We start from the raw sequence: 11,960 nt of genomic DNA, 5'->3' as shown, positions 1-11,960 counted from the left end.
ACCGACACGGCTTGTGTTCGCGATCACGCTAAAGAGCCGATTGTGACGTACACAACCTGACGTTCGTCTACCTCCAGAGCAACCGATCGACAAATGGCCAGCCCTCGGTGGGGGGATGCGCTTTGCTTCTGCCAGGACGACGCAGCAAGCTTGGTCGATGCGGATCGAGCGGCTCGGTGACCTGGGCGCCGCCCCGGCCGTGTTGCGTGGTGTCGCCGCCGCGGCAACCCGCGCCGGCCTGCCGCCGCCGGCCGCGCTGATCGGCGACTGGTTCTCCTCGCGCGCGGTGATCGCCCCGTCGGTGGACACGGCGCCGGTGGCCGCTGCGTTCGATGTGGCCGCGCACGGCGTGCCCCGGGCCGACGTTGTCGGTGGGGGCTGGTTCGGCTACCTGTCGTATCCCGATCCGGGGGCCGACGGGCGTGGGCCGCGGATACCGGAAGCCGCGGGCGGCTGGTCGGACTGCGTGCTGCGCCAGGACGCCGAAGGCTGCTGGTGGTATGAAAGCCTCACGGGTGCAGCGCTTCCCAATTGGCTCGGGGCGATATCGCCGACGCATACGCAGCCGTATGCGTTGCAGTGGACGCCACCTGACCGGGCCACCCACCGGCACGGCGTGCTGGCCTGCCTGGACGCCATCGCGGCGGGCGAGGTGTACCAGGCGTGCGTGTGCACCCGGTTCACCGGCCGGATCGAGGGTGCACCGCTGGACTTCTTTGTCAACGCGGTCACGCGGACCGCGCCGGCGCGGGCGGCCTATCTCGCGGGCCGGTGGGGTGCGGTGGCCTCGCTGTCACCGGAACTGTTCCTCCGTCGCCGCGGCACGGTCGTGACGTCGAGTCCGATCAAGGGCACCCTGCCACGGTCCGCGGATCCGGTGGAGTTGTCGGCATCGGCCAAGGACGTCGCCGAGAACATCATGATCGTCGACCTGGTCCGCAATGACCTGGGCCGGGTGGCGGTGACCGGTTCGGTGACAGTGCCCGAGTTGCTGGCGGTACGGCCGGCGCCCGGGGTCTGGCACCTGGTCTCGACGGTCACCGCGCAGGTGCCTGCCGAAGTGCCGATGGCCGCGCTGCTCGACGCCACGTTCCCGCCGGCCTCGGTGACCGGCACCCCGAAGACCCGCGCCCGCCGGCTGCTGCGCGAGTGGGAACCCTACAGGCGTGGGGTTTATTGCGGGACAGTCGGTTTGGTGTCGCCGGTGGCGGGCTGTGAGCTCAACGTCGCGATCCGCACCGTGGAATTCGCCGCTGATGGCTCGGCGGTGCTCGGGGTGGGCGGCGGCATCACCGCGGACTCCGACCCGGATGCGGAATGGCAGGAGTGCCTGGACAAAGCAGCGTCGATCGTCGTTCCGTCAGGCCCGGCCGCGCAGCACCGCGTCGTAGAGCTCGCGCCGTGACGGGGCACCGGGATTCTCGGCGATCACCTGCGCGCACGCATCTTTGACCCGCGCACCGGCGTCGACCAGTTCTTCCACCTCGGCCACCAGCGTGGGCAGGTCCGCACTCGGCGTGGCACCGGCCAGCACGACGGTGATCTCCCCCAGCACTTTCCCGCCGGCCCACTGCGCCAGCTCGTCGAGCGTGCCGCGCAGGATCTCCTCGTGTGTCTTGGTCAGCTCGCGGCACACTGCGGCGCGGCGGGCCGGCCCGAGCACCTCGACCGCGTCCCGCAGAGTGTCGGCAAGCCGGCGCGGTGATTCGAAGAACACGCACGTGCGCTGCTCGTTGGCCAGGGTGTGCAGCCAGGCGGTGCGGGCGCCGTGTTTGCGTGGCGCGAAGCCCTCGAAGCAGAACCGGTCCGAGGCCAGGCCGGACACCGCCAGCGCCGTCGTCACCGCAGACGGTCCCGGCAGGCACGACACAGGCCACCCGGCTTCTATACAGGCCACCACCAGCCGATAGCCAGGGTCATTGATCAACGGCATCCCCGCGTCGCTGACCACAAGCACCGTCGCACCGCCGCCGATCTCGTCGAGGAGCCCCGGCACCCGGCTGGCCTCGTTCTGGTCGAAGAAGCTCAGCACCCGACCCGCAGGTGTGACCCCGAGGGCCTGGGCCAGCGTGCGGATACGCCGAGTGTCCTCGGCCGCGATGATGTCGGCGCTTGTCAGCGCCTCCACGAGCCGCGTCGAGGCGTCTGCGGGCTGGCCCAACGGCGTGGCGCCGATCAGTAGTTTGCCGGGTGTCACGCCCGACAGCCTACGATCGCTTGCGTGACCGCCCTCGCCACCGAAACGCCGTCGGCTGGTCGCTCGGTCCCCACCATCAGCCCCGCGCCGCTGGTTCCCGTGGCCGATTTCGGGCCGGTCGACCGGTTGCACGGCTGGGCCATGACCGCGGTCATCACCGCGCTTGCCGCCGTCAGCCGGTTCCTCAACCTGGGCTCGCCCACCGATGCGGGCACCCCGATCTTCGACGAGAAGCACTACGCGCCGCAGGCCTGGCAGGTGCTGCACAACCACGGCGTCGAGGACAATCCGGGCTACGGGCTCGTGGTCCATCCACCGGTCGGCAAGCAGTTGATTGCCATCGGGGAAGGATTGTTCGGCTACAACGGGCTGGGCTGGCGGTTCTCCGGGGCGGTCTGCGGCGTCATCATGGTGTTGCTGATCGTGCGGATCGCCCGCCGGATCAGCCGCTCGACGCTGGTCGGTGGGATCGCCGGATTGCTGCTGATCGCCGACGGGGTCAGCTTCGTCACGGCGCGCACGGCACTGTTGGACGGGTTTCTGACGCTGTTCGTGGTCGCGGCGTTCGGCGCGTTGATCGTCGACCGCGACCAGGTGCGGATGCGCCTGCACACCGCGTTTCTCGAGGGCCGCATCGACGAGACTCCGTGGGGCCCGCGGTTGGGTGTGCGGTGGTGGCGGTTCGGTGCAGGCGTGCTGCTGGGCTTGGCCTGTGCGACCAAGTGGTCCGGCCTGTACTTCGTGCTGTTCTTCGGCGTGATGACGCTGGCGTTCGACGTCATCGCGCGCAGGCAGTACCGGGTGCCGCAACCCTGGCTGGGAACGCTGCGACGTGATCTGGGGCCCGCGGTGTACGCGCTGGGCCTGATTCCGGTCTTGGTCTACCTGGCCTCGTATGCGCCGTGGTTCGCCTCCGAAACCGCGGTCAACCGCCATGAGGTCGGCCAGTCGATCGGCGAGAACAGCATCCTGCCGATGCCCGACGCGCTGCGCTCGTTGTGGCACTACACCCACGCGGCGTACCGGTTCCATTCCGGGCTGACCAACGCCGACGGCAACCACCATCCGTGGGAATCCAAACCATGGACCTGGCCGATGTCGTTGCGGCCCGTGCTCTACGCCATCGACAACCAGGATGTGGCCGGCTGCGGGGCACAGTCCTGCGTCAAGGCCGTGATGCTGGTCGGCACCCCCGCGATGTGGTTCATCGCCGTGCCGGTGATCGGCTGGTCATTGTGGCGGGCCGTGGTCGGGCGTGACTGGCGCTACGGCGCAGTACTGGTGGGCTACTTCGCCGGCTTCCTGCCGTGGTTCGCCGACATCGACCGGCAGATGTACTTCTTCTATGCGTCGGTGATGGCGCCCTTCCTGGTGCTGGCGATAGCGCTGATCCTCGGCGACATTCTGTACAAGCCCAACCAGAATCCCGAACGTCGCACCCTCGGGCTGCTGACGGTGTGTTTCTATGTGGCGCTGGTGATCACGAACTTCGCGTGGATGTATCCGATCCTCACCGGTATCCCGATCTCCCAAGCGACCTGGAATCTGGAGATCTGGTTGCCCAGTTGGCGGTAGCGTTGTTTTGCGCCTTGCACGCCGATTTCGACACCAGGGCTGTGAAACCCGAGCTGTGACGACCGTGGTGTCGAAATCGGCGCGCAGAGGAGGCGCGGTTATCCACAGCCCTGTCGTGAAATCGAACAACGGTAGGCCGAATTGTCGGCGCCTGCGCACAGCATCCGAGCATGAGCCAGGCATTTCTGGGTACCGAGGCCGTCGACGCCGGCGCGCTCACCCGTGGACAGCTGCGCTGGCGGTACGCCGCGGCACAGCCACGCGTCTACCTGCCGAAGGAGGCCGCCCCGACCCTGGCCGACAACACCGTGGCCGCATGGTTGTGGACCGGTCGCCGCGCGATTATCGCCGGCCGGGCCGCCGCCGCGCTGCACGGTGCGCAATACGTCGGTGACGACACTCCGGTGGAATTGATCGCCAAGCATGGACGTCGCAGGCCCGGAATCGTGGTGCGCGACGAGCGCCTCGGGTCCGACGAGGTCTGTCGGATCGGTGATGTCCGCGTCACCACACCTCTTCGGACAGCGCTCGACCTCGCCCGATTCCTGCCGCGTAACGCCGCGGTGCGCCACCTCGACGCGCTCGGCTGTGCCACCGGCATCGAGGCCGACCAGGTGCTGGAACTGGCCACGCGATACCCGGGGCTACGCGGAATACGCAGTGCGCGAACGGCCCTGCGCCTGATGGACGGTGGCGCCCAGTCGCCACAGGAAACCCGCGTTCGCCTCATCTTGATCGACGACGGGTTACCGCGACCGCGCACACAGATCCGGGTGTCCGACGGGTTCAACGAGGCGTTCATCGACATGGGGTATGACGAGCCGAAGATCGGCATCGACTATGACGGCAAGCACCACGCCTCGGACCGGCCTCGCTATGTGCACGACATCGGACGCAATGAACTGATCGACCGCCAGGACTGGATCGACATCCATGTGGTCGCCGAGCACAGCCGGGCGTTCATCCTGCATCGCGTGCGAGAGGCGTTCGCCCGCCGAGGCTACTCGCCGACTTCGACATGAGGGTCGCGATGACGCCGATTTCGCAGCCCTGGTGTCGAAACCGGCGCAATCTAAACAGGATCGCGCGCCGCGGGGCAGGACATGCAGCGTGGCCCGCCACGGCCGGTCCCCAGCTCCGACGCCGCGATCGGCAGCACTTCGATGCCCGAGTCCGCCAGCCGCGCATTGGTTTCCGTGTTGCGCTCATAGGCGACGACCACGCCGGGCGCGACCGCCAGGGTGTTGTTGCCGTCATCCCACTGCTCACGCTCGGCAGTGACGGGGTCGAGCCCGGTGTCGATGACGCGCAGCCGGTCGATCCCCATGGCCTCGGCGGCAGCACGCACGAACAGTTGCTCGTCACCGATGTGCACGCCCCCTTCGGCACGCCGGATCGTGAACGCGGACAACGAGTCCACCACGTGGGGATACATCACCACCGCGTCGAGATCGACCATCGTGCAGACCGTGTCCAGATGCATCTGCGCCCGCTCCTGAGCGATGGGCACGGCCAGCACCGTATGCGCCAGATCGTCGTCGAACAAGCTGCGCGCCAACGCTTCGGCACCTGCGGGCGTCGTCCGCTCCCCCACCCCGACCGCGACCACACCCGGCGCCAACAACATCACGTCCCCGCCCTCGACCGGCGCCGACCGGGATTCGTAGGCGCGCCGCACACCGAGAAACCGGGGATGGTGCGCGTAGATCAGGTCGGTCAGCGAGGACTCGCGCACCCGCGCGGGCAGCGCCAGCGAGGTGATGGCCACCCGCGGGCCGATCCAGAACGACGAGTCCCTGGTGAACAGCAGATTGGGCAGCGGCTCGATCACGAAATCCCCGCCGTGATGCATGAGCCGTACCAACGACAGCTCGGCCCCGCGCAGCGGCAGCTCGTTGAATGTCATGCCCGCCATCAGCACATGGGCCAGCGCACCTGGTTCCAGCGTCCTCAGATACTCCGAAAGTTGCTGCGCCAACGGCACACCCAGGCGCCGGGAGTCCACCGCCGCGGATATCCCGTGCATCCGCGCGGCGCCGCTGTAGGCCAGGGCCTCGCTCAGCAGATCCGCCAGCAGCAGCACCTCGACACCTCGGGAGCGCAACAGCGCGGCGAACGCATCGTGTTCCTGCTGCGCCTTGGCCACCCAGGGCAGGCCGTCGAACAGCAGCGCATCGTTGTTGCGTGGTGTCAGACGCTGCAGTTCGGCACCCGGGCGGTGCAGGATGACGACGCGTAGCGTGCCAACTTCGGAGCTGGAGCCCAACACCACATCTGTCACACCATGAACGGTAAACCCTGCCGTCACCTCAAGTAGGGTTTAGGTGTCATGGATATCCACGAATTGAGCCCCGGGGAGATGGCGCGACGCAGCGGTGTCGCGGTCTCGGCGCTGCACTTCTACGAGCGTGAAGGCCTGATCGCCAGCAGGCGCACCTCGGGCAATCAGCGCCGCTATCCACGGGAGACACTGCGCCGGGTGGCCTTCATCCGGATGTCGCAGCGGCTCGGCATCCCGCTGGCCCGGATCCGCGAGGCGCTGTCGAGCCTGCCCACCGACCGGGTCCCCACAAGCAAGGACTGGGCCAAGCTCTCGGCGGGCTGGCGCCAGGACCTCGACGACCGCATCCTGCACCTGCAACGGTTGCGCGACAACCTGACCGGCTGTATCGGCTGCGGTTGCCTGAGCCTGAAAACCTGCCAATTGTCCAACCCTAACGACATGCTGGCCCAGCAGGGACCGGGCGCCGCACGCCTCTGACGAATCGAACGCCTGTGCGATACACTCGCCGCCATGGAGCTGGCGTTGCAAGGCTCGCTGTTCGAGCACGCTGAACGTCGCCGACTCGCCAACGGCGCCTGGGTGGAGCTGCGTTCGGGTTGGCTGGCCGACGCTGACCCGCTGTTCGACGAGCTGATGGACGCCATCCCGTGGCGGGCCGAGCGGCGGGAGATGTACGGCCGGGTGCTCGACGTGCCCCGCCTGATCAGTTTCCACAATCTGGTCGACGAGCCCGCCCCGCACCCCCGTCTGAAGCAGATCCGCCGGCGGCTGAACGATACCTACGCCGGAGAGCTCGGCGAACCGTTCACCACGGCCGGGCTGTGCATGTACCGCGACGGTGAGGACAGTGTGGCCTGGCACGGCGACACCATCGGCCGCAGCCGCACCGAGGACACCATGGTGGCGATTGTGGGCCTCGGAGCCACAAGGGTTTTCGCGCTGCGTCCGCGGGGTGGCGGGCAGACTCTGCGACTACAGCACCGGCACGGCGACCTGCTGGTGATGGGCGGCTCGTGCCAGCGCACCTGGGAGCACTCCATCCCGAAGACCAGCAGGCTGATCGGGCCGCGGATCAGCATCCAGTTCCGCCCGCACGATGTGCGCTGAGCCCTATCCGCGCACCGCGTGCACCGCGGCGCTCAGCAGGTCGCGGGCCCGCTTGGTATCGACGGGCGCTACCGGCTTGTCGGGCACCACCAACGGGTTGGCGGTCACGATCACCATGTACGACCCGAAACTGGCCACATAGTTGAACAGCTCGCCGGTGCGGGGCCTGCCCTGCACGGCGGTCTGCACGATGCGGTGGGTGCCCACCGTGCGGACCCCCTCGATCTGCGGGGACTCGACGACGTCGACCTGACCGCGGGAACCGGGCCCCGCGAACTTCACCTGTTTGCAGGCATCACCAGGGTCGTTGAACGGGATCGGCTCGTTGGTCTCCACGGCCAGCACGATGAACCGGTTGCCCGCCCCCTCGGCCGCGGTCGCCGCCATGTTGCCCTGCAGCCCGGGCGGCATGGACTGGCCCTCGGCGAACTTGGCACAGTCGGCGGGCTCGAACTTCACGCCCGGCGGCATCTTCTGCGGGGCCAGCATTTTCGGATCGATACCGGTCGGGGCGACGTCGCGGACCTTGAACTCCGGGCCGAAGCTCGACCTCAGCTGGTTGACGTTGGCGATATCGGCGTTCGGAAACTCCGTTTGGTCTGATTGACCGCAGGCGACCAGGGTCAGGGTGCAGGCCGCGGTGCCCACGGTGGCGAGTACCACATTCCGGTTCAGCATCGCGTCAAACCTACCCGGCGCCGCGTCTTCAGCCGCGTAGCGCCGACACCGTTTTCACGAGCAGGTCGGCCGCAAAGTCCGCGGACAGTGGCGGATTCGGAGAACCCGGATCGGTGATGACGGTGACGAAGCAGTGGTAGTCGCCCAGGTCCGCGGTGAAGGTGTCGGCGTGTGAGCGGGTCTCGGTGCCACCTTCGACGACGGTGGTCACCGCTGTGGCCATAGCGGAGGTCACGGCACCGTCGATGGCAGGCGCCGTGATCGCGTTGACCGTGCCGGTGGCGTGGCCACCGGAGACGGTCCACTGCTCGCACTCATCGGCCAGCGCAGGGTCCGGCGGGGCGGCGGCGCGGGTCACCACGGCGTACACGATGCCGCCCGCTCCCGAAGCCGACCAGCCCCGGCCGGTCGCCGTGTCCACCGCGGGTGCGGCGACCGTCGCGCAGTCTGCCGGATCGGCCGACCAGTTCGGGCCGAATCCCCACAACGACACCGGTGTGGCGCGGCGGTCGATCTCGGCGACCTCGTATCCCGCGGGCAGATCCGCCCGCACGCGGTCGATCCTGGCCGGGTTGACCATCTTCGCCGTGCTCGATGCGCCCGGCGTCGACGGTGTGTTCGGCGCGGGTGGCTGCCCGCACGCGGTGAGGCCCAGCGCCAGGGCCACCGCGGCCGCGATAACGCGCACGCCGCGTTGTTACCACAGCCGGGGTGTTACCGCTGCGGACCTGCGGAATTTAGCGCTGGGCGCGCCGGTTGAAGTGGTTGAGATATGAGCGCGGGCAGGAGGCATGACGGGTGAACGGATTGGCGTTGGCCGCAGTCACCGGTGGTGCGCTGTCCGCACTGACGTTGGGCTTCCCGACCCAGGCCTGGGCCGCACCGTCCGGGGTCGGTTCGGCCCAGGACACGATCGACGAACTGCAACGCGACGGCTACCGCGTGACGCTGTACAAAATCGGGGCGGCGCCGCTGGACCGGTGCACGGTCGCGTCGGTCCGCGCGCGGCCCGCCGCGCCTGCGACTGTCCTGCTCACCGCGCGCTGCTAGCCGCTTCTGATCGTCTCCGACCGCGAGTACGCCGACGCCGCGGCGATCTGTTCGTCGGTGGGCCGCACCCCGGTGTAGCGCTCGAACTGTTCGGCCGCCTGCAACGCGATCACCTCGGCCCCGGTGATGACGGACTTGCTCGCCGCCCGGGCCGCAGCGATCAGTGGTGTATGGGCGGGCATCGCGACGACGTCGAAAACCATCCGGGCGGCCTCGATCGTCACCGGTTCGAACGCGCTGCGGTCTTGCTCGGGGCCGCCGGCCATCCCGACGGGCGTGACGTTGACGAGCACCGCCGCGGTGAGTCCGTCGACCTCGGGTGCATAGTCGTAACCCAGCCGGTCCGCCAACGCGCTCCCGGTGTCCCGATTGCGCGCGACAATCGTGCCTGCATGAAAACCGTTGTCCCGGAACGCCGCACCGACCGCGTTGGCCATACCACCGCTGCCCCGGATGAGCACCGAATCACTCGGTTCCAGCTGGTGGCGTTCGATGAGGCTCTGCACCGCGATGTAGTCCGTGTTCGACGCGGTGAGAGACCCTCCGTCGTTGACGATGGTGTTGACCGCCTCGATCGCACGGGCCGACGGCTCGATCTCGTCGACCAGCGCCATCACGTCACGCTTGAACGGCATCGACACCGAGCAGCCGCGGATTCCCAGTGCCCGCACCCCGCCGATGGCCGCGGCGATGTCGGTGGTGGTGAACGCCTTGTAGAGGTAGTCCAGGCCGAGTCGATCGTAGAGATAGTTGTGGAACCGGGTGCCGATGTTGCTGGGCCGTGCGGCCAGCGAGATGCACAGCGTGGTGTCTTTGCTCAGGGGCGGCCTCATTGATTGACCGCCCTGATCACCTGTCGGGTGGCATCGCAGATCCGTGCGGTGAGCGCGCTCGGTAACGGCGTGGAGTCGGCAGGAGGAACGTCCACTTCGGTTGTCACTATGCCGAGATCCTCTCGTTCCCACACCGCGCCGAGCTTATCCAGGATCTTGCGCATGGCGTAGTTGTCGCTCAGCACGCGCGCGCTGAAGCGTTTCACCCCAACACATCCCGCCGACACCACCAGAGCGCTCATCAGAACGCTGCCGATGCCGCGGCCCTGATAGTCATCCCCCACGGTGAAGGCCACCTCCGCGGTCGTCGCACCGTGTCCCTCCCGGACGAACCGGCCGTCGGCGACCACCGGGCCCAGCGCCCCCTCGGTCATCACCCAGACGAAGTGATCGGCGTAGTCCACCTCGAACAGGTATTCCAGCAACGCCTTGGTGGGCTTTCGCACGGATTGGAAGCGCCGGTAGAGGGTTTCGCTGGAGAACTCGACCGGTCCGTTCATGGTGCGCTCGACGTCGCCGGGCAGCACCGGCCGCAGGTAGAACCATTCGTGAGTGCGGACCTGCACCGGAATCGGGATGATGAACGCTGCCAGCCGCTGGCGGGCGATCCGCACCATCCGGTCGAACATTCCGGGCAGGTCCAGGATGATGTCGAACGCGTCGCGTTCACCCACCCAGCCGGTCAGCGGTTCGGCCGCCACCACCGTCGCGTTGCGCGGTGCGTCGCGCAGCAGGGCAATCTCACCGATGATCAGGCCGGGCTCGATGTCGAGAACCGTGGCTTCGCCGTCGGGACCCTCGTGACTGACCCGGACGCGTCCGGAGGCGATCAGCATGAACGTGACGGCCTGGTCCCCCTGCCGGATCAGCACCTGGCCGGGGACCGCCGACAGCGGGCGGAGCTGCTCGGCCAGCGGGGCGAGGGTGGCAGGCGGATATCCCGCGAAGAATTCCAAAGCCGCCAGATCCTCGGCGCGGACTTCGGTCAGCTCGGCCACGTACCCCAGGCTACGACGTGTCCACGCCTGTGGTCAGGGCTTGGCGAATCCTTCCGCGGCGAGCACTTTTTGGCCGTCTTCCCCCGCCACAAGGGCGACGAAGCGACGGGCCAGCTCCTGCCGGTCGGACTCCTTGAGGACCGCGATCGGGTAGGTGTTGACCGCCTTCGCGGCCTCGCCGAAGGCGACGGCGGTGACTTTGTCCCCGGCACCGGAGGCGTCGGTGACGTAGACGATCCCCGCGTCGGCCTGACCGGTGGTCACCTTGTTCAGCACATCGGTGACCGAGGTTTCCTCGCTGACCGGGGACAGGGTGATCCCGGCGGCGTGCTCGACCTTTTCCGTCGCACCTCCGCACGGCACCGGTGGCGCACACACCACCACACTCAGATCGGGTCTGGTCAGATCCCGAAAGGACTTGATGCCCTTCGGGTTCCCCGGCGCGACCGCGATGGTGAGGGTGTTGGTGGCGAAGTCGACCGGGGCACCGTCGAGCAGGTCCGCGTCGGCGGCCTTGTCCATGTTGCGGGTGTCGGCCGAGGCGAAGACATCGGCACGCGCGCCCTGGGTCAGCTGGGTCACCAGGTCCGAGGACCCCGCGAAGGAGAACTCGACCGAGGTGCCGGGATTGTCGGTCTCGAACTGCTCGCCGATCTCGGTGAACGCCGTCTTCAACGACGCCGCGGCGAACACGGTGATCGACTCGGTCCCCGCGGAGTCGCCGGTCGAGCCACAGCCGCAGGCCAGGGCGATCGTCAACGCGGCGCCCAGCCACAACGCCCGCAACCGGGTCATGACTGTCCTCGCGGGGTTTCGACGATCACCGTGGTGGCTTTGACGACGGCGACCGCGACGCTGCCGGGTTCGAGGCCCAGTTCCCGCACGGCCTGACTGCTCATCAATGACACCACCGTGAACGGCCCACACTGCATCTCGACTTGAGCCATCACCTTGTCGGCGGTCACGTTGGTCACCAACCCGGCGAACCGGTTGCGCGCCGAACTGCCGATACCCAGCGGGTCCTTCGGCGGGCCGGAGGAATGGTCGCGTGCGAACGCCGCGAGGGCGGCGCCGTCGATCACCTTGCGGCCCGCGGAGTCGAGGTGTGCGGGCAGCGCACCATCGTCAACCCAGCGCCGCACCGAGTCGTCACTGACGCCGAGCAACCCGGCCGCTTCACGAATACGTATCTCCGGCATCACCAGAGCCTAACAACCGCATTCACGGATAAAACAGGC

Annotated in this window: 14 protein-coding genes; 6 read left to right on the top strand and 8 right to left on the bottom strand. The window is 68.1% G+C overall.

Features of this window, described 5'->3' with window-relative positions; genetic code table 11:
• The first annotated feature begins 157 nt into the window (after positions 1-157).
• A complete protein-coding gene (locus tag M1247_RS29270) occupies positions 158-1,405 on the top strand; it encodes an aminodeoxychorismate synthase component I (RefSeq protein ID WP_317159914.1) in 1,248 nt (415 codons plus the stop codon).
• On the opposite strand, the gene rsmI is transcribed toward M1247_RS29270, so the two are convergent.
• On the bottom strand, positions 1,361-2,197 hold the full coding sequence (gene rsmI, locus M1247_RS29265; RefSeq protein WP_317159913.1) for a 16S rRNA (cytidine(1402)-2'-O)-methyltransferase: 837 nt from the start codon (positions 2,195-2,197) through the stop codon (positions 1,361-1,363). The two genes, M1247_RS29270 and rsmI, sit on opposite strands and share 45 nt — an antisense overlap.
• A 24-nt stretch (positions 2,198-2,221) precedes the next feature.
• Between rsmI and M1247_RS29260 the strand changes: the two genes are divergently transcribed.
• Together M1247_RS29260 and M1247_RS29255 are read left to right on the top strand one after the other, a co-directional pair.
• Positions 2,222-3,772 (top strand): dolichyl-phosphate-mannose--protein mannosyltransferase, encoded by a 1,551-nt coding sequence (locus M1247_RS29260; RefSeq protein WP_317159912.1) that lies wholly within the window; start codon positions 2,222-2,224, stop codon positions 3,770-3,772.
• A 170-nt stretch (positions 3,773-3,942) separates the two neighbouring features.
• Positions 3,943-4,794 carry a putative endonuclease domain-containing protein gene (locus tag M1247_RS29255; protein WP_317159911.1) on the top strand — a complete coding sequence of 284 codons (852 nt, stop codon included), beginning with the start codon at positions 3,943-3,945 and terminating at the stop codon, positions 4,792-4,794.
• A gap of 50 nt (positions 4,795-4,844) precedes the next feature.
• Here the strand turns inward: M1247_RS29255 and arcA are convergent, their stop codons facing one another.
• Positions 4,845-6,053, bottom strand: a complete 1,209-nt coding sequence (arcA, locus tag M1247_RS29250; RefSeq protein WP_317159910.1) for an arginine deiminase — start codon at positions 6,051-6,053, stop codon at positions 4,845-4,847.
• A 48-nt stretch (positions 6,054-6,101) separates the two neighbouring features.
• Between arcA and soxR the strand changes: the two genes are divergently transcribed.
• Positions 6,102-6,533, top strand: a complete 432-nt coding sequence (soxR, locus tag M1247_RS29245) for a redox-sensitive transcriptional activator SoxR (RefSeq protein ID WP_317159909.1) — start codon at positions 6,102-6,104, stop codon at positions 6,531-6,533.
• 33 nt (positions 6,534-6,566) lie between these two features.
• The gene (locus M1247_RS29240; protein WP_317159908.1) at positions 6,567-7,163 is read left to right on the top strand and encodes an alpha-ketoglutarate-dependent dioxygenase AlkB; all 597 of its coding nucleotides are present in this window, start codon (positions 6,567-6,569) and stop codon (positions 7,161-7,163) included.
• A gap of 3 nt (positions 7,164-7,166) precedes the next feature.
• Here M1247_RS29240 and M1247_RS29235 read toward each other — a convergent pair whose 3' ends face one another.
• Both M1247_RS29235 and M1247_RS29230 read right to left on the bottom strand, forming a co-directional pair.
• Positions 7,167-7,841 (bottom strand): DUF5642 family protein, encoded by a 675-nt coding sequence (locus M1247_RS29235; RefSeq protein WP_317159907.1) that lies wholly within the window; start codon positions 7,839-7,841, stop codon positions 7,167-7,169.
• Positions 7,842-7,869: 28 nt separating this feature from the next.
• Complete coding sequence (locus M1247_RS29230; protein WP_317159906.1) at positions 7,870-8,529, bottom strand: DUF5642 family protein; 660 nt, start codon at positions 8,527-8,529, stop codon at positions 7,870-7,872.
• A 110-nt stretch (positions 8,530-8,639) separates the two neighbouring features.
• Between M1247_RS29230 and M1247_RS29225 the strand changes: the two genes are divergently transcribed.
• Positions 8,640-8,891, top strand: a complete 252-nt coding sequence (locus M1247_RS29225) for a hypothetical protein (protein WP_317159905.1) — start codon at positions 8,640-8,642, stop codon at positions 8,889-8,891.
• On the opposite strand, the gene M1247_RS29220 is transcribed toward M1247_RS29225, so the two are convergent.
• The 4 genes from M1247_RS29220 to M1247_RS29205 are packed head-to-tail and all read right to left on the bottom strand — an operon-like array spanning position 8,888 to position 11,921.
• Positions 8,888-9,724, bottom strand: coding sequence for a shikimate 5-dehydrogenase (locus M1247_RS29220; RefSeq protein WP_317159904.1), 837 nt, complete (start codon positions 9,722-9,724; stop codon positions 8,888-8,890). The two genes, M1247_RS29225 and M1247_RS29220, sit on opposite strands and share 4 nt — an antisense overlap.
• The gene (locus M1247_RS29215; protein ID WP_317159903.1) at positions 9,721-10,722 is read right to left on the bottom strand and encodes an acetyltransferase Pat; all 1,002 of its coding nucleotides are present in this window, start codon (positions 10,720-10,722) and stop codon (positions 9,721-9,723) included. Before M1247_RS29215 ends, M1247_RS29220 begins: the two co-directional genes overlap by 4 nt.
• Before the next feature lie 33 nt (positions 10,723-10,755).
• Positions 10,756-11,517 (bottom strand): molybdate ABC transporter substrate-binding protein, encoded by a 762-nt coding sequence (gene modA / locus M1247_RS29210; protein ID WP_317159902.1) that lies wholly within the window; start codon positions 11,515-11,517, stop codon positions 10,756-10,758.
• Complete coding sequence (locus M1247_RS29205; protein WP_317159901.1) at positions 11,514-11,921, bottom strand: TOBE domain-containing protein; 408 nt, start codon at positions 11,919-11,921, stop codon at positions 11,514-11,516. The genes modA and M1247_RS29205 overlap by 4 nt, the downstream gene beginning before the upstream one ends.
• Positions 11,922-11,960 lie beyond the last annotated feature (39 nt).

It is taken from the genome of Mycobacterium appelbergii (assembly GCF_032883035.1).
Taxonomy (GTDB): domain Bacteria; phylum Actinomycetota; class Actinomycetes; order Mycobacteriales; family Mycobacteriaceae; genus Mycobacterium; species Mycobacterium appelbergii.
Note: the sequence above shows the minus strand (reverse complement) of the source record. Positions and strands in the feature narration are given on the sequence as shown.